Annotated in this window: 13 protein-coding genes and 2 pseudogenes; 6 read left to right on the top strand and 9 right to left on the bottom strand. The window is 61.3% G+C overall.

Annotation, left to right across the window (positions count from 1 at the left end):
* The first annotated feature begins 39 nt into the window (after positions 1–39).
* From RW095_RS04300 to RW095_RS04285, 4 genes are all read left to right on the top strand, one after another.
* Complete coding sequence (locus RW095_RS04300; protein WP_317016588.1) at positions 40–1536, top strand: ABC transporter substrate-binding protein; 1497 nt, start codon at positions 40–42, stop codon at positions 1534–1536.
* 5 nt (positions 1537–1541) lie between these two features.
* Positions 1542–2486 (top strand): ABC transporter permease, encoded by a 945-nt coding sequence (locus tag RW095_RS04295; protein WP_317016586.1) that lies wholly within the window; start codon positions 1542–1544, stop codon positions 2484–2486.
* Positions 2486–3370 (top strand): ABC transporter permease, encoded by an 885-nt coding sequence (locus RW095_RS04290; protein WP_317016585.1) that lies wholly within the window; start codon positions 2486–2488, stop codon positions 3368–3370. The genes RW095_RS04295 and RW095_RS04290 overlap by 1 nt, the downstream gene beginning before the upstream one ends.
* Before the next feature lie 66 nt (positions 3371–3436).
* Positions 3437–5074, top strand: a complete 1638-nt coding sequence (locus RW095_RS04285) for a gamma-glutamyltransferase family protein (protein WP_317016583.1) — start codon at positions 3437–3439, stop codon at positions 5072–5074.
* Between the two features lie 475 nt (positions 5075–5549).
* Here the strand turns inward: RW095_RS04285 and RW095_RS04280 are convergent.
* Positions 5550–6002 (bottom strand): annotated as a pseudogene (locus tag RW095_RS04280) (IS6 family transposase); the annotation flags it as partial.
* A gap of 75 nt (positions 6003–6077) precedes the next feature.
* Here RW095_RS04280 and RW095_RS04275 point away from each other — a divergent pair.
* Positions 6078–6757 (top strand): IS6 family transposase gene (locus RW095_RS04275; RefSeq protein WP_394365048.1). Its coding sequence is split into 2 segments (ribosomal slippage): positions 6078–6702 and positions 6702–6757, totalling 681 coding nucleotides; the frame shifts between segments, so codons are not numbered across the junction.
* A gap of 488 nt (positions 6758–7245) precedes the next feature.
* On the opposite strand, the pseudogene RW095_RS04270 reads toward RW095_RS04275, so the two are convergent.
* Positions 7246–8260, bottom strand: a pseudogene (locus tag RW095_RS04270) (IS110 family transposase).
* Between the two features lie 314 nt (positions 8261–8574).
* Here RW095_RS04270 and RW095_RS04265 point away from each other — a divergent pair.
* Positions 8575–9012, top strand: coding sequence for an SET domain-containing protein (locus tag RW095_RS04265; protein ID WP_317016578.1), 438 nt, complete (start codon positions 8575–8577; stop codon positions 9010–9012).
* Between the two features lie 13 nt (positions 9013–9025).
* Here the strand turns inward: RW095_RS04265 and RW095_RS04260 are convergent, their stop codons facing one another.
* The 7 genes from RW095_RS04260 to RW095_RS04230 form a co-directional block, all read right to left on the bottom strand.
* Entirely contained in the window at positions 9026–9205 is a 180-nt protein-coding gene (locus RW095_RS04260) for a hypothetical protein (protein WP_317016577.1), read from the bottom strand.
* Between the two features lie 614 nt (positions 9206–9819).
* Positions 9820–10707, bottom strand: a complete 888-nt coding sequence (locus tag RW095_RS04255) for a MurR/RpiR family transcriptional regulator (protein ID WP_317016576.1) — start codon at positions 10705–10707, stop codon at positions 9820–9822.
* A gap of 32 nt (positions 10708–10739) precedes the next feature.
* Positions 10740–12608, bottom strand: coding sequence for a TRAP transporter large permease (locus RW095_RS04250; RefSeq protein WP_394365047.1), 1869 nt, complete (start codon positions 12606–12608; stop codon positions 10740–10742).
* A gap of 51 nt (positions 12609–12659) precedes the next feature.
* Positions 12660–13706, bottom strand: a complete 1047-nt coding sequence (locus RW095_RS04245; protein ID WP_317016575.1) for a TRAP transporter substrate-binding protein — start codon at positions 13704–13706, stop codon at positions 12660–12662.
* A gap of 61 nt (positions 13707–13767) precedes the next feature.
* The gene (locus RW095_RS04240; protein ID WP_317016574.1) at positions 13768–14550 is read right to left on the bottom strand and encodes a phytanoyl-CoA dioxygenase family protein; all 783 of its coding nucleotides are present in this window, start codon (positions 14548–14550) and stop codon (positions 13768–13770) included.
* A gap of 70 nt (positions 14551–14620) precedes the next feature.
* The gene (locus RW095_RS04235; RefSeq protein ID WP_317016573.1) at positions 14621–15997 is read right to left on the bottom strand and encodes a four-carbon acid sugar kinase family protein; all 1377 of its coding nucleotides are present in this window, start codon (positions 15995–15997) and stop codon (positions 14621–14623) included.
* Between the two features lie 21 nt (positions 15998–16018).
* Positions 16019–17269 (bottom strand): ribulose-bisphosphate carboxylase large subunit family protein, encoded by a 1251-nt coding sequence (locus RW095_RS04230; RefSeq protein WP_317016571.1) that lies wholly within the window; start codon positions 17267–17269, stop codon positions 16019–16021.
* Positions 17270–17292 lie beyond the last annotated feature (23 nt).

The following is a 17292-nucleotide window of genomic DNA, read 5'->3' as shown; positions in this document are numbered from 1 at the left end:
TCACCCATGGCAACCCGAACCGCAACGAGGACACGACGCATGCGAAGAATGTTGATTGCCGCGGCGCTCGCATTGAGCGCTTCCGCCGCGATGGCGCAGACCACCATCCGCATCGGCCTGCAGGACGATATCGGCTCGCTCGACCCGGCCCGCAGCGTGCAGTTTGTCGACCGGATCGTGTTCGCGTCGCTATGCAATTCGCTCGTCGACGTCGCGCCCGATCTGAAAATCGTGCCGATGCTCGCCACGTCATGGACCACGGGCGACGACGGAAAATCGCTGACGTTCAAGCTGCGCCAGGGGGTCAAGTTCCAGGACGACGAGCCGTTCAACGCCGCCGCCGTGAAGGCGAACCTCGACCGCTACCGCACGCTGCCGACCAGCAACCGCAAGAGCGAATTGTCTTCCGTCGATCATGTCGATGTGATCGACGACAGCACCGTGAAAATCGTGCTGAAGCAGCCGGACGCCGCGCTGCTCGCCACGCTGTCGGACCGCGCGGGCATGATGCTCGCGCCGAAAACGCTTAGCGACGCGGCAGGCGTCGCGTCGCATCCCGTGTGCTCGGGGCCGTACAAGTTCGTGCAGCGCGTGCAGAACGATCGCGTGGTGCTCGAGAAGTTCGCCGGTTACTGGGACGCGGACAAGTATCCCGTCCAGCGCGTCGTGTTCCAGCCGATTCCCGACAGCACCGTGCGTCTCGCGAATCTGCGCTCGGGCTCGCTGGATATGCTGGAGCGTCTCGCGCCGTCCGACGTCGCCGCCGTCAAGAGCGATGCGAACCTGCAGTTCAAGCCGGTGACGGGTCTCGGCTTCTACTACGTGACGTTCAACATTAACAACGGCCCGCGCGGCAACGGTCCGCTGAAGGACAAGCGCGTGCGCCAGGCGTTCGAGCTGTCGATCGACCGCGATGCGATCGACCAGGTGATCGGTGCGGGCATCTTCCCGCCCGCGAACCAGGGCATTCCGAAATCGAGCCCGTACTACAACGCGTCGCTGCCGACCCCGAAGCGCGACGTCGCGAAGGCGAAGGCGCTGCTGAAGGCGGCGGGCCAGGAGCATCCGACCATTGAATTCGCGTATCCGAACAACACGGTCGCGAGCCAGATCACGCAGATGCTGCAGGCCATGCTCAGCGAAACGGGCATCACGCTGAAGCTGCGTCCGAGCGACTACGCGACGGAACTGAACGCAGGCCACACCGGCGACTTCGAAGCGATGTACACGGGCTGGTCGGGGCGCCTCGATCCCGACGGCAACCTGCATCAGTTCAACACCTGCGCGGGCAACCTGAACTACGCGCACTACTGCAACCAGCAGGTCGATTCGCTGCTCGATTCGGCGCGCACCAAGCAGACCCAGGCCGAGCGCAAGTCCGACTACGACGCCGCGGGTAAGATCCTCGCCGACGACGATCCCATCGTCTATATCTACGCGCAGCCCTGGCCGTTCGTGCTGTCGAAGAAAGTGCAGGGCTTCACGCCTTACGCCGACGGTCTGGTGCGCCTGCGCGGCGTGTCGATCAAGGGCTGAGCGTTATGCTGCCAATCATCGCGAATCGCCTGCTCGTGGCCGTGCCGACGCTGATCCTGGTGTCGATGCTGATTTTCGGCTTGCAGAAGCTGCTGCCGGGTGACCCGGTCCGCGCGATGGCGGGCGAGGATCAGGACCCGCAGCTGATCGCGACGCTGCGCGTCAAGTATCACCTCGATCAGCCCGTGCCGACGCAGTACGCGCTGTGGATGCGCGATGTCGCGCGCGGCGATCTCGGTTCGTCTTTGCGCACTGACGTGCCCGTGCGCGCGTTGATCGCGCAGAAGCTGCCCGTCACGATCCAGCTCGCGGCGATGGCGATGATTCTCGCCATCGGCATCGGCATTCCGGCGGGCGTGATTTCGGCGGCGAGCCGGGGCGGACCGCTCGACTACGCCGCGAACATCTTCGCGCTGTCGGGCATGTCGATACCCAACTTTTGGCTCGGCATCATGCTGATTTTCATCGTGTCGGTGCGCTGGCATCTGTTGCCGTCGTCGGGTTATGTGCCGCCGGGCGAGGACTTCTGGCTCAGCATCAAGACAATGCTGATGCCCGCGTTCGTGCTGGGCGCCGCGCTCGGCGCGCAACTGATGCGCCATACGCGCAGCGCAATGCTCGGCGTCTTGCGCACCGACTACATCCGCACGGCGCGCGCGAAAGGGTTGCTGCGCGGCGCCGTGGTCGTCAAGCACGCGTTCCGCAATGCGCTGATTCCCATCGTCACCGTGCTCGCGCTGCTGTTCGGCGAACTGCTCGCGGGCGCCGTGCTGACGGAGCAGGTGTTCACGATTCCCGGCTTCGGCAAGCTCGTCGTCGATGCCGTGTTCAATCGCGATTACCCCGTCGTGCAAGGCGTCGTGCTCGTCACGGCGGTCGCTTTCATCGTCGTGAACCTGTGCGCGGATGTGCTCTATATCCTGCTCAATCCCCGACTGAGGCGCAGTTGATGGCTACTTCAATCGATGCCCGATCCGCGTCGGCGGCCGCCGCGTTGCCGCGTCGCAAACGCCGCGGACTCACGCGCTTCATGCGCAATCGCGCCGCTGTGTTCGGCGCGTTTCTGGTGGCGCTCATCGTGGCCATGGCGTTGTTCGCGCCGTGGCTCACGCACTACGACCCCGTGCAGGCGAGCTTCATGACCGTGCGCCAGGCGCCGTCGCCGGCGCACTGGTTCGGCACCGACGAACTCGGCCGCGACGTGCTGAGCCGACTCTTGTACGGCGCGCGCGCGTCGTTGCTGGCGGGCGTCGTGTCGGTCGGCATTGCGGTGGTGCTCGGTGTGCCGCTGGGTTTGATCGCCGGTTATTTCGGCAGGTTCGTCGACGGCGTAATCTCGCGCATCGCCGATGCGCTGCTGTCGATCCCGTTCCTGATTCTCGCGATCGCGTTGAGCGCGTTTCTCGGCCCGAGCCTGACGAACGCGATGGCCGCGATCGGCATCTCTGCGATGCCGCGCTTCATTCGCCTCACGCGCGGCCAGGCCATCAGCGTGAAGGCCGAAGAGTATGTGGAAGGCGCGCGCGCGATCGGCCTCGATCACGCGCGAATCATTCTGCGCTACATTCTGCCGAACGTGCTGCCGCCCATCATCGTGCAGGCGAGCCTGACGGTGGCGAGCGCGATCATCGCTGAAGCGAGCCTGTCGTTTCTCGGGCTCGGTCAATTGCCGCCCGCGCCGTCGTGGGGCTCGATGCTCAACACGGCAAAAGACTTCGTGAGCCAGGCGCCTTGGATGTCGATCTTTCCCGGCATCGCGATCTTCCTGGCCGTGCTCGGCTTCAACCTGCTAGGCGACGGCCTGCGCGACGCGCTCGATCCGCGCGAATCGTGATGCTTTTCGCGCGCCACGGCTTTCGATGGCGCGCGGCCGAACCAGCAAAACCACCAGAGTGACAACATGACAAGCTTCAACTGGCAGAACCCTTATCCGACGCTGCGCATGCCCGTGTTCGCGCGCAACATCGTGTCGACGTCGCAGCCTCTCGCCGCGCAGGCCGGCTTGCGGATGCTGTGGAAAGGCGGCAATGCGATCGATGCGGCCATCGCGGCGGCGGCGGCCATCACTGTCGTCGAGCCGGTGTCGAATGGACTCGGCAGCGACGCGTTCGCGCTCGTGTGGGACGGCAACAAGCTGCACGGGTTGAACGCATCGGGCGTCGCGCCCGCTGCATGGAACGTCGATTACTTCAGGCGCAAATACGGCGAAAACAACGGCCTCGCCGTGCAGCCCGTGCGCGGCTGGGACACGGTGACGGTGCCCGGCGCCATTGCGGGCTGGGAAGCGCTGCATCGCAAGTTCGGCTCGCTGCCGTTCGCCGATCTGATGGAGCCGGCCATCGAGATCGCCGAGCGCGGCCATGCCGTGGCAAGCGTCGTCGCGCGCAAGTGGGCTGCCGCCGTGCCCGAACTGAAGAACCAGCCGGGCTACGCCGATACGTTCATGCCGCGCGGCCGCGCGCCCGAAGTCAGCGAACTGGTGAAGATGCCGGGCCACGCAAAGACCTTGCGCATGCTGGCCGAACTCGGTCCGCGTGCTTTCTACGAAGGCGAAATCGCCGAAGGCATCGCGGCGTTTTCCCGCGATTGCGGCGCGGCAATGACGCTCGACGATCTGCGCAACTACCAGCCCGATTGGGTCGAGCCGATCGGCAAGAACTATCGCGGCTACACGGTGCACGAGATTCCGCCGAACGGGCAGGGCATCGCCGCGCTGATCGCGCTCGGCATTCTCGAACAGTTCGACGTGGCCGCGCTGAAGCTCGACGGCATCGAATCGCAGCATCTGCAGATCGAGGCGATGAAGCTCGCGTTCGCGGATGTGTACCGCTATGTCGCCGATCCGCGCTCGATGGAAGTGACGCCTGCGCAAATGCTCGACGACGCCTATCTGAAATCGCGTGCGAAGCTGATCGATCCGAAGCGCGCGACGCAGTTCAGCTTCGGCATGCCGAAGGCGGGCGGTACGATTTACCTGTCGGCGGCCGACGAGCGCGGCATGATGGTCAGCTTCATCCAGTCGAACTATATGGGCTTCGGCTCGGGCTGCGTCGTGCCTGAGATGGGCATTTCGTTGCAAAACCGTGGCTGCGGTTTCTCGATGGACCCGAAGTCGCCGAACGTGGTCGAGGGCGGCAAGCGGCCGTTCCACACGATCATCCCGGCGTTCCTCACGCAGCAGGTGGACGGCAAGCAGGAAGCGGTCATGAGCTTCGGCGTGATGGGCGGCGACATGCAGCCGCAAGGGCACCTGCAAACCGTAGTGCGCACGCTCGATTACGGCCAGCAGCCGCAGGCGGCGTGCGATGCGCCGCGCTGGAAGGTCAACCGCGATTTCTCGATCGATATCGAATCGACGCTCAATCCGCAAACCTCGCGCGCGCTCGAAGGCTTGGGCCACACGATCAAGTCGATCAATGATCCGTATATGGATTTCGGTTCAGGCCAGTTCATCTGGAAGCTCGATCGCAACGAGCCTGAGCGCGGCTATGTCGCTGCAAGCGACAGCCGTCGCGATGGGCTGGCCGCAGGGTTCTGAGCGTCGAGTTACATACGATGTCGAGGCCATTCTGAAATGTCGTAGCGACAGCAAAGTAGAAATGTCGTATCCGGGGTTGGGTTTGACGTTGGGGTTGTCTCTGTCTTTAACGGTTTGAATCTCACGTAGCGTTGAAGGACCGCGTGTGAACGGGCAGGGCGTGTCAGTCCGTTCAGCGAGTGCGTGCAGACCGTTTGCCAGGTGTTGAAGGCGTCTTCGACTGCTGCGCGATCTGCACGATTGCCTGGTTCAGGTCGGCTCGTGTGAATGCGCGTTGCTTCTTCGTGCCGGGCGAGGGTTTGGGTTTGCGTACCGCCGCACCGCGATTCGTACGTGATGACGAGCCCGAGATCCGGCGGTGGTCGCGCTGCGCCTGCAGGGCTTGCGCGACCTGCAGCGCATGACCGAGGCGCTTGTGCTGGCTCTGTCGCGATAAGAACCGAACGGCGAACGAGATCGATATGCGAAGTACAACTTATATTGCGAGGTCGTAGAACTGATCAGCGGCCGACGGATGGGTTCCGCGAACACACTTCATCTGCCCTTTCGTGATCATGTGCATCAACTCGATTCCGGCCAGAAGGATCCGGGCACAGCGAAAACTCTTGAACCCCAGCATGGGTCGCGTTCGCCGCTTGATCGCCCTGTGGTCCTGCTCAACCAGGTTATTAAGAATTTTCGACTGGCGGATCCTGATGGGCGTTTCGCGGTCGGCATTGATCCCATCGAGCGCGGCGAGATTGGCACCGCTTTTGTCGATGTTCACTGTATCGGGCGCGCCATTCCAGGCGATGGATTTCTCGAAGTAACGCCGGGCTGCAGTCTTATCCCGATGGGCGCGTAGCAGAAAGTCGATGGTGTTGCCGTCCTTGTCAACGGCTCGATAAAGATATCGCCATTCGCCCTTGACGCGAATGTAGGCTCTGTCGCATTAAGACGATCTGCTATCGTGGCGCCGGGCAAACGAAAGACTTGATCTACGATGACGAGCTTGAATGCGGGTATGAACAAGGTGCTCAAACGGCTGCACTATCCGCTGGATGTGATATTGACTTGTGTGCGCTGGTACGTGGCCTATCCGCTGAGCCTGCGTCATCTGGAAGAGAAGATGGCCGAGCGGGGCGTTTCGGTCGATCATTCGACCGTGCATCGCTGGGCCATCAAACTTCTGCCGACGCTGGAAAAGACGTTTCGGCGACACAAACGCACAGTCGGTAGAAGCTGGCGAATGGACGAAACCTACGTCAAGGTCAACGGTGAATGGAAGTACTTGTACCGGGCCGTTGATAAAGCGGGCGATACGGTTGACTTTCTGTTGCGAGCCAAGCGGGACAAGGTGGCCGCCCGGCGTTACTTCGAGAAGGCCATCGATCAAAACGGTGTTCCGGAGACGGTGACGATCGACAAGAGCGGCGCCAATCTCGCAGGGCTGCATGCGATCAACGCCGACCGCGATACGTCAATCAAGATTCGTCAGGCCAAGTATCTGAACAACGCCGTCGAGCAGGACCATCGGGCTATCAAGCGCCGTATTCGTCCCATGCTGGGGTTCAAGAATTTTCGCTGCGCTCGCATCTTACTGGGTGGCATCGAAGTCATGCACATGATTAAAAAAGGGCAGATGACGTGTCGTCACGCACCACGCGGTCTGCAGCCCAGCAGTTCTACGCGTTGGCGGCATAAGTAGTACTCAAGATATCGCCTATGCTTGACCTCACCTCCTTATTGCGACACCCATTAGCCGAGCGAAGTCAAGGCACAAATTTACTCACCGCCCGATTGCAGTGGCGATGGTATTTTTATCGCCACTGCAATCGGGCGGAATTCTTTCTGTAACTTGCCATGCTGTCTGCCGATCGTAGTCGCATCCGTTTTCTCCAAACTGGTTGCGAACCGGATCGCACCAGACACCCATCGGGATCAAGCATGCCGTGATGTAACTAACGGCTGCCCTGGCGGCCATTGCCGCCCCAGAGAAACGTTGGTGCCAGACGAGGTCCAATGGGTTTCGCAGAACCGTGGCTGTTGCTTGCGCAACGCCAGTCAATGGTGGCTCATCGCCTGGGCGACCCGGTCATCCGCAAACAGTCGGTGGGGCAAAGGGAAGGCCCAATCAAAACCATGGCTTTCCACCAGTCGCAATACTGGGCTCGTTCCCCTTGCACCACCTTTTAGTCAAAGCAGCGGGTTACCTCAAATGACTTGTGCTCCCGAAGCATGTGATAGCAGGCGCGCGCCAGTTTGTGCGCCAGCGCCTTGATCGCCACAATTCCGTTTCGCGTGCGTTTCTTGCGCTCGTAAAAGCGCCTGGCTTCCGGGCACGAGCGGATCGCGAAGTTGGCCGCCTCGACAAACGCCCACGCCAGATATTTGTTGCCGTTCTTCGTATTGCCCGCCTTTCTTCCTGCTGTTGCTTTCACGCCGGCTGTCTACGCAGCGGCAATACGAACTGAAATTGCCAACCTTGGTGAAACGGGAGATGGTCCCGGTTTCCAGCATGATCGTGGTTGCGAGAACCGGGCCAATGCCCGGCACCGTGTTCAGCAACGCGTAATCCGGGCGCAGTTTCACCCGCTCCATGAGTCGCTTCTCGATGATCCCGATTTCCTCCTGCAAGGTTTGCATGACCGCGAGATGGGCTTGCATCGCGAGCGTCACGTCAGATGCAAAACCGAATCCATTCACCTGCATCTCATCCAGGCGCTTAACCCGCTCACCTTGCATCTGCCCACCAGTATGGCGTGAGAACAGATTCTCAATCGCGAGGATCTGGGCCGTACGACACTGCACCAGTTGGATTCGCTTGCGAGAGAGGTCACGCACCGGACGTTCTTCTGCTGGATAAATGTAGCCTTCAGGCAATAGTCCCAGACGCAGCAGTTGTGCGAGATGGGCGGCATCGGTGAAGTCACCACTGTATTTCAGTCCCTCGTACTGCCTGATTGCCGCGGGGTTGGCCAGATGCACCCGGTAGCCATCGTTCATCAACTGATCCACCAGCCAGTACCAGTTATACGTTGCTTCGATGACCACGCCCACCAGATCTTCGCGGTGCGGCGCCAGCGCCGCCCGGATCTGCACCGGATCGTTCGGCAACCGTCGCTGGTAGACAACCCGGTCAGCGTCATCGCTGACGACGACCACACTGTTGTTCGAGTGCAGGTCGATTCCACTAAACTTATTCATGCCGGCCTCCTGTGCGTCACGTCGGTGTTCGCACCCTGACTGTACGCCGGCCGTTCGATTCGAACGGAGTGAGGTCGGCTATATGATTATCAAAACCCGCCTGCGCGATCGGTTTTCAAGCTGCTCCTTTTGCTCCAGCAGTTCCTTGTACCGTGCCATCGTCTTGAATTTCCGTTGGGGATGATGGACGATTCTACCAGGCGAGAATCGCTGTCAAGTGCCTAACCCGGAGCCTTGCAGGCGGGAGGCGCTATGTTCGTTCCAGTCCTCGCCAGCGGTAACTCAACTTCCCACATTTGTCGTAAGGATCATTAATGAAAAGAATTTCGGTGCGCCGCTCGAGCGTTCATGGTCGCGGCGTCTTTGCGCTGCGGCTCGTATGTGCCGGCGAGCTCATCCTTGAGTACAAAGGCACCGTTATTAGCTGGAAGCGCGCGATAAGTCGCCATCGCCGGTCTGGGAAGGAGCGCCATACGTTCCTCTTTGGACTTTCTGATGGCCGGGTCATTGATGGTTCGCTCGGCGGCAACAGCGCGCGTTGGCTCAACCATGCCTGCGTCGCCAACTGTGAGGCCATCGAGGATGATGGAAGGGTCTACATCCATGCAGTGTCGGATATCCAGCGAGGCGAGGAGCTGTTCATCGCCTACGGTCTTATGACAGAGGGCCGCGCCTCGGCAGCGGTGCGAGCGCAGTATGCGTGCCACTGCGGTCACCGGCGATGTCGCGGAACGATGCTCGCCGGTACGTGAGCGTTCGCCGGGACTATCCGTGCAGTGGCTTGTGCGCACCGGGTCGGTAGTTGTTGCCCTTCCACTGCCTCGCCCATTCGATTCCGCGTTCGTACGCTTGGGAGCGGTAGACGCGGTTGCCGAGGTCGGTGAAGATGAACCGCTCCTCACCGCGCGAGACGGCCACGCCCGAGACGAAGAGCCGTTGATTCACCAAAAAGTCGGTTACGCCTCGATCTTCCAGCCCTCGTAATCCGCGAACCGGTTCACGCGTTTCGTTGCAATCTCCGACTGCTGAAATTGCGTTTTCCTACTCGTTTTGGTATGCGCAACAAAGCTCCCTCGGCAAACCGGTCACCGCCATGAGGAACTCGAGGGACTCCTCGTGGGAGACGTAGCCCTCAACCGATGGCGAGTGCGTCCGCAGATGCCCATAGACTGTGCGATCCAACTCGGCTTGCACGTCGAGCGTGCCGCAGTGTCCCAAGAAAGAGTGATACCGGAGGTTTGCGGCCTGAAGCTGGTCGATCTCGGCCTCGGACAGGCCTTCGTAGGTGAGCTGCGTTCGATCTGTGTCCATGCTCCTCATCAAGCGTACAGCACGGCCTTCCAAATCTGCGGGCGCAGCGGTATGTTTGAGGTCGAGCTTCGCGAGGCTGAATTGGCCTTTGCACCGTCTAAGGAACTCCGGCGCATAGCACCGTACCCAGCGTAGGAGCGTCGTGTGCGCCAGCGAGCTTGTAGCGCAAATACCCTGCTCATCGTCGGCTCTCAATTTGTTCAGTCTGACGCCTTAGCCGATTCGCGCGCTATTTGCACCGGAGCCCTTCACACCTTGCCTTCCTCGACGAAGCGATCCGTCTCGGCAAGCACATGTAGCGCGTCGCGATGATGATGGACCGCGTAAGCGGAGTAGAGCACGTCGAGCACCGCGATCTGGCCGATCTTGGCGGTCGTGGACTCGGGCGCTTCAGGGCGCTCGATTGCATCGGCCTGCTCGGCTGTAATGAGCGAGATGTCCGCGTAGCGTGTTATCGGTGACGACGGAAAGGACGTAATGCAGACAGTAAGCGCTCCTCGTTCGCGCGCGACCTGAAGCGCGCGCACCGTGGTTTTCGTGCGTCCCGAGTTACTGATTCCGAACACGACGCATTTGTCGTCGAGATTCACGGACGCGAACTGCTGGATGCTCTGATCCCGGTAGAAAATACACTTCTTGCCCACTCGCAAGAATCGCAGCACACCATTTTCCGCAGCAAGCGCGGAAGTGCCGGTCGCAAAGAAGACCACGTATTCGCACGCACTCAAAGCTTCCACGACGCGCGCGACGACCTCCGGCTGCAACTTCGCCATGGTCTGGTCGAGTGTTTCGCGTAGCGCGCCGTGCACCTTGCGCATGACGATATCCAGCGAATCGTCGGGCTTGATATGGTCGTAAATTTCACGCGTCTCGCTTGCGGGAAGTTCCTGCCGGCGGCGTGACAATTCCTCGGCCAGCGATATCTTCATCTGCTGGAAACTGTCGAAGCTGAACTCTTTCACGAAGCGCGTCACCGTCGCTTCCGACACTTCGCACTTCTCGGCCATTTCGCGGATCGTCATCGACTTCGCCTGCGCAGGCGCGCGCACGATATGCAGGCCGATCCGCCGCAGCGCCGGGTTCAGTTCCGGCAGGCGCCCGCGTATGAGCGCGATGGTTCCGTTGGCAGTGTTCATGGATCGAATTTATACCGGTAGTGAAGCCGGATTCAAAGAAACGCCGTTGACACCGAAGGCACGGCGGCGACCAATGCCAGCCCCACAATCAGTGCCGCGAGGTAGCCCCAGATCCGGCGCATGGCGAGCGAAGGGTCCACGCGGCCGATTGCGCATGCCATGTAGTATCCCACTCCGAAAGGCGGGGCAAACAGACCGACACCCATCGCCAGCACTACCACCATCGCATACTGTACCTCGTTGATGCCGAGCGTCCGCGCAACGGGAAACAGCAGTGGACCGAACAGGACTATAGCGGGGATGCCTTCCAGTACGCTGCCCAGCACGATGAACGCGGCGACCGATACGACCATGAAAGTCGCGGCGCCGCCAGGAAGATGCGACATCACGTCGGCAAGGTCCTGCGAGAAGCCTGACTGCGTCAGCGCCCATGCCATGCCTGTCGCCGTGCCGATGATAAACAGAATCGAACCTGACAGCGCGGCCGTGTCTACGAGCATTGCTTTAAGTCTGCGCCATTCGAACCGACGGTAAATCACCAGCCCGACGGCCACCGCATACACCACGCCGATTGTCGATACTTCTGTTGCCGTCGCCACGCCCTCCACGACTGCCGTGCGAATGACAACTGGCAGTAGCAGTGCGGGCAGCGCTATCACGAGGCTCCGGCCAATCACGCTCCACGCTGGGCGCGCCGCTTGAACCTGCTCTCTGCGGCTGCGAAACCATACCACGACGCACAGCGCGAGCCCCAAGGTCACGGCCGGCAGCAAGCCGCCGGTGAAGAGCGCGGTAATCGAGACGCCCGTTACCGAGCCGATAGTAATCAGCACGATACCCGGCGGCACGGTCTCCGTCTGCGCCCCCGTTGCCGCGAGCAACGCGGTCAGATCGCCAGGGTCGGAGCCGCGCTTCTGCATTTCAGGAAACAGCACCGGTGCGACCGCGGCCATGTCCGCGGCCTTCGAACCGGAAATGCCGGACAGCAGATACATCGCGCCGATTAGTACGTATGACAGGCCGCCGCGTACGTGCCCAAGCAGGTTGGCGAGGAATGCCACCATTGCGCGTGCGATGCCGGTCATTTCCATCAACTGACCGACAAACACGAAGAGCGGCACGGCCAGCAACATGACGTGGGACATGCCCTCGTCCATCCGGCTGACGACCACAGTAAGCGGCACGGATGTCGTCAGCGCGAGATAGCTGAAGGTCGCGAGACCAAACGCGAAGGCGATCGGAACCCCCGCCAGCACCGTCAGCGTAACGATGCCGATGAAGAAAATCACCAGGTTGTAGTTGCCGAGCCGGGCAAGCAGCGGATGCGCGACAGCCAGTACGACGCCAATGGCCACGACCATCATCACGGCGGCCAGCGTCGCACGCCAGTTGGCCACGCGCGCCAGTTTCAATAGTGCCGACAACGTCATCAGCGCCGCGCCGGCGGGCATTGCTGCGGCCCGCCACATGGACGAAAGTTCGAGCACCGGCGTGGAGACATCAGCCTCGTGATATGCATAGCCGAACGCGGGCGCGAGAATCAGCAGCAAGAAGGCGAGCGACGCAGCTATCGCGAGGACATCGAAAAAAGCGCGGGTCGTGGCGCTGACCCGGTCGACCAGTGCTGTCATTCGCATGTGGTGGCCACGCCAGAACGCAATCACCGATCCGAGCATGGCGAGCCATAAGAACAGCAGCGACGCCAGTTCGTCCGACCAATCCAGCGGACGGTGCAGCGCGTAGCGCGAGACAACCCCACTAAACAGCAGCACGACCTCGGCCAACACGAGCAATGCGGCCGCCGCTTCGACCGCCCAGACGAGCGCGCCCTCGATCCTTGCCGCGATGTTGTCTGCGGGCGCCCGGAAGGGGGCGGTTTGCGTCATGTGGGACTTCATCATCAGTCTCCTGGGCCTGGAACTTGGGTACCTGAATTTGCAGACGCGTGTCGCTCAGCCGAGCTTACCCACGGCTTGCTCCAGCAACCCCCAGTAGTCATTGCCGTACTTCTGACGCATATCTGCGTAGAAACGTGTCTTCCCAAGTGCGGAGCGGAAGGCGGCAGGATCGACCGCCGAGAATTGCAGACCCTTGTTCGAAAGGTCCGCCTGCAGACTTTTGCCCAGCGCGACAATGTCGGCTCGCTGATCCTGAACGGAGCGTGCGAATTCGGTCTCGACGATTTTTTGCAAGTCGGGCGGCAAGCGGCTCCACGCGTCTTTGTTGGCGAGAGTCCAGAAGCCGTCCCAGATGTGGTTGGTCAGGCTGCAGTACTTCTGCACTTCATAAAACTTTCCGGAGTTGATCAGCGCCAGTGGATTTTCCTGACCGTCCACCACGTGCGTTTGCAAGGCACTATAAAGCTCGTTGTAGTTGAGCGGCGTTGGACCCGCGCCAAGAGCAGTGAAGAGCGACGTGTAGGCGGGATTAGGGGGCACACGAAGCTTCAGGCCGGCGAGGTCAGCGGGCGAACGCACGGGACGCAACGACGAAGTGACTTGCCGGAAGCCGTTGTCCCATAGTCCGCCGATTGCGACTATCTTTCCGGTGCGGTTGACGTCATCGCGAATCTTCATTCCGAGCGCGCCATCCATGGCCTTCCAGACCTGCTCGTAGTTGGTAAAGGCGAAGCCCGTGCTTGCGATTCCCGACGACTTTACATAGTTGCCGAGATTGCCGTGGCCGAGCGTCATGAATTCGACCGCGCCGCTGCGTGTCTGCGAAAGCGTGTCCGCATCGGAACCGAGCTGATTGGCAGGGAAAAGCTTGATGTCGAGGCGACCATTCGTGGCGGCCCGGATGCGTTCTAGCGCTTCGCCTGCCCGCTTGTTCAATGGATGCCCCGCGTCGAGCGCCGTGGCGAACTTGTAGTTGAACTCGGCCGCCCGGACGCCGCGCGGCAGAATGGCGGCGAAGCCCGCCGTGATGCCTGCCGCCAGGCTGGCTTTAAGCACTATGCGGCGTTTTGAGCCGAGCGGATTTTTTGTGTGCTGGTCCATCGTTGTCTCCTGGGCGCGCTGACCGCGCCTGTCAGTTTTATGTAGCCGGCGCGTGCCGACGTTAGCCGTGAAGGCTGCTAACGTATTCGGCAAACGCTTCGGGCGGCATGGCGCTCACCGGCTCGAACGTCTGGTGCGCGATAAATTCCGGCCGGGTAGGCTTGCAAATGGCATTCGATACAGCGTTATACGTGACATACACGATGCGGCGTGGCAACGGCGTCATGTTGCCCGCAGAGCCGTGAACGGCGTTGCCATGGAACATCAGAACGCTTCCCGCGTTACCCGTTGCGACTTCAATATCGCTACCGGAGCGAATCACGTTCTCCACATCCTTCAGGTCCATCCAGCGGCGGTTGTTTTCCTTCGGGGTGGTCGGCACCATGCCGCGCTTATGACTGGCTGGCACAAACATGAGCGCGCCATTGGTCGGGTACACATGGTCGAGAAAGATCGCGATATTCATCGCACGCGCCTCGGGCATGCCGTCGTCCTCATGCCAAGTGACGAAGTCCTGATGCCACGGGAACGTATCGCCGTCGAACGCGACTTTCGGATTTACCTTGAACTGGTGGATATACAACGGTTCCCCAATCAGCTGTTCAACCGGCTCGACGAGGCGCGCATCGCTGGAGAGCGTACGGAAAATGTCGCTGTACTTGTGACAGCCGAATGCCGTGCGCGGCGCCCCGTTCTTCTCGCGCCAGATTTCGGGGCGTTGCACCTGAGTGATATCGGTGGCTTCGCGGCGCAGGACGTCGACTTCATCGGTTGAGAAGACGTCTGGCAAAACCAGAAAACCGGCTTCGTTGTATTGATTGACCTGGTCCTGCGTGAGCTTCATTACTCTGTCTCCTGTTGGCGGGTGCACACACCCGGTTTGATGGCTCGTAGAGCGTGGCCGGACTCGTTGGTCAGCGCCAATTCCGGCCCTCGCGGGCTAACACAAAATGATCGTCGTCGCCGTTCTGACCGGCTTTCAGGAGCACTTGTGCGCCGTTCAGCGCTCCGTTCGCGGCGTGAATGCGCATGAATGCGTCCTGGGAAGCCGGGTTGATCGCATCGACACTGAGCGCGTCGATGCCCAGCCGGCGCATCGTCTGGCTGGAGGTGTCGCCGCCGGCCACGACGAAGCGCGGCAGACGCAGCGTCGCCGACACCCGCCGCAGCACTGCTCCATACAGTCCGCCGATGAGCGCAGAGGACTCCGCACCCATCTGCTCGCATATATGTGATCCAGTTGCGATGTTCGCGTCGTCGAGACCGGAGGCTGTGTAGATCACCACGCTTTGCTTACGCTCGAACGCGTTGCAAATCTCAAGCGCCAGCGATTCGGCGAGTTGGTTTTCGCCATGTACGGCGAGTTCGGCGAGCGAGAGACGCCGCACCAGCCACCCTTGCGATTTTGCATGGGCAATCTGTGCGGCAGTGTGCGGCGTGCAGCTTCCCGACAGCACCACGATGCTATCTACAGGGCGTTGCGGCACGCCGACATCGGATTCTGTACCTTGATCGCCGAGGTGCGCGGCGAGGCCTGCTGCGAGGCCATGCGATGCCATCGCAAACACAGGGCGTCGCGCTGAGGCATACCAGATGGCGTGCGCTATTTTGCGCAGGTCGGCAGGCTCGATCGCGTCGAACACGGTGGCCGCCAGCGCAGTGACCGCACTCGTATCCTGCTGGTCGACCAACGCCACAATCCGATCCACCGGAGCGCAACGCAGCTCGGTGAAATCGCATAAGCCGATGGGCAACGAGGTTTGCTGCGCAAGGTGGACTCGCAGGTCGGCCTCATGCATTGGCGTAGCGGGATGCGCGGCCATGCTCGGATGGCGGTCAAGGCGAAAAACTTCGCCGCGATAAGTCGCGAAGTGATGACCGAACGCGGTATATCGGCCGAAGTCCGGATGCGCTGCGACGATTGGAACGTTCTGAACGCCGAGGCATCGCCGCGCCAGTTCCAGGACCGCGCCGAAGCTACCCTGCTTTGGCGACGAATCAAAGGTCGCGCAAATCTTGTATTGAATGACTCGCGCGCCGGCCGCCTTGAACAGCAGTAAAGCCGGCTCGATTTCGGCAGCCATTGCGTGCGGCGGCAACGATCGCGCAACACCCGCCACACCTGCTACATCCAGGTTAGCGGTGGCTTCCTTGAATCGTTCCAGACTCGGTGTCTGGACAAACAGGATGCCGCGCAAACCTCTGCGATGAAATTCAAGCAGGTTGCCCGCGGCTCCGGTGAAATCGTCACCGTAGAATGCGATCGGAGCACCGCCAGGCCGTGGCGACATGGACGTTTCGTGCATGGCGGTTCAGGCTGCAAAAGCGCCAAGCGCCCGAGCGAGCGCGGGCCGTGCGCGCGCATACTCCTCGAGCGGTACGCCCTCAATCGCCGCGGTCCACGCCTCCTTGATACTTTCCACACCTGATGCAATCCCGTCGGGATGGCCGAGAATTCCGCCGCCGCATGCGTAGATTAAATCCGTCGATTTCATCGCGCGATAGGTGTCGAGCGCCTGCCAGACTGTTTGCTTCGACGAGAAAACCGGCATGACGGGCCACGTAGGGCCGCAGTCGGCGAACACCGGGGCAACACAGGCCCGCGCCGAGCGCACCACCGATTCGTTCGGCTCATAAAACTTGTTGTCCAGCCCGTTCACGTGGATGTGATCGGCACCGGCGATCCGAAAAAGCTTGTGCCATGCGCGAAAGTCGACGCCGAAGCCCGGCGCCCGGCTCATCGTGCCGAAGCCGTTGCGGTGCCCATGAATCGGAAGCTGCGCGTGCCGCCGCAAATGAGCCAGTGCCGACACCCCGATCCAGTTAAGGCTGACCATCACGCAGTTGCCACCGGCCGCCAGAACCTTGTCGTGACGACGCAGCATTTGATCGACTTCTCCCGTGATGTTGAAGGCGTACATGACCTTGCGCCCAGTGCGCTCCGTGTAGCGACGCAGCGTGTCGAGCACGGCGTCGACGCGCTGATCGAACGGACAGTGCGGCGGATCCGCCATCAGTTCGTCATCCTTAATGAAGTCGATCCCACCATCGGCGAGCCGCCCCACTAACGAAGCCGTCTCATCGGGCGTCAGGCCGACGCTCGGCTTCACGATCGTGCCGATGATGGGCATGTCCTCGATCTGCGTGATCCGTCGCGTACCTTGCACGCCGAACTGCGGACCCCGATACGTATCGGCGAGCACCGAGGGCAACTCGACGTCGATGAGCCGCAGTGCATTGACCGACTGCACGTCGAAGATGTTGCCGGCAAACGTGGCGAGCATGTTCGGCAGCGAAGCGCCGGTGTTCTCCAGCGGCCACGACAGCTTGACCTCGCAGCGGCGCACCGACGACGCCGACGGGTGCGCGATGGAACCCGCCAGCGGCGCTTCGACGTCTACGATTTCATCGATGCGTGCGCCGTGCATTTCGGCAATCGAGGCACGTTCGCCAGGAATCGCAACGAACGTGGCCGTGGACGACTCGCCAGCCATCTCGGCGGCAGCATCCTGCGGGTCGAGCGAGGTTTCGATCAAGTATCGGGCAGCAAATCTGTGTGACACAGCAGTCTCCAGCGGTTTTTTAG

It is taken from the genome of Paraburkholderia kirstenboschensis (assembly GCF_032806925.1).
Classification (GTDB): Bacteria; Pseudomonadota; Gammaproteobacteria; order Burkholderiales; family Burkholderiaceae; genus Paraburkholderia; species Paraburkholderia kirstenboschensis.
This window is presented reverse-complemented; position numbering and strand designations above follow the sequence as displayed.

Bases quoted from the DNA above. Each gene is read 5' to 3' on its own strand.
- RW095_RS04300 (WP_317016588.1), top strand. From the start codon at position 40: ATGCGAAGAATGTTGATTGCCGCGGCGCTCGCATTGAGCGCTTCCGCC.
- RW095_RS04295 (WP_317016586.1), top strand. From the start codon at position 1,542: ATGCTGCCAATCATCGCGAATCGCCTGCTCGTGGCCGTGCCGACGCTG.
- RW095_RS04290 (WP_317016585.1), top strand. From the start codon at position 2,486: ATGGCTACTTCAATCGATGCCCGATCCGCGTCGGCGGCCGCCGCGTTG.
- RW095_RS04285 (WP_317016583.1), top strand. From the start codon at position 3,437: ATGACAAGCTTCAACTGGCAGAACCCTTATCCGACGCTGCGCATGCCC.
- RW095_RS04265 (WP_317016578.1), top strand. From the start codon at position 8,575: ATGAAAAGAATTTCGGTGCGCCGCTCGAGCGTTCATGGTCGCGGCGTC.
- RW095_RS04255 (WP_317016576.1), bottom strand. From the start codon at position 10,707: ATGAACACTGCCAACGGAACCATCGCGCTCATACGCGGGCGCCTGCCG.
- RW095_RS04250 (WP_394365047.1), bottom strand. From the start codon at position 12,608: ATGATGAAGTCCCACATGACGCAAACCGCCCCCTTCCGGGCGCCCGCA.
- RW095_RS04245 (WP_317016575.1), bottom strand. From the start codon at position 13,706: ATGGACCAGCACACAAAAAATCCGCTCGGCTCAAAACGCCGCATAGTG.
- RW095_RS04240 (WP_317016574.1), bottom strand. From the start codon at position 14,550: ATGAAGCTCACGCAGGACCAGGTCAATCAATACAACGAAGCCGGTTTT.
- RW095_RS04235 (WP_317016573.1), bottom strand. From the start codon at position 15,997: ATGTCGCCACGGCCTGGCGGTGCTCCGATCGCATTCTACGGTGACGAT.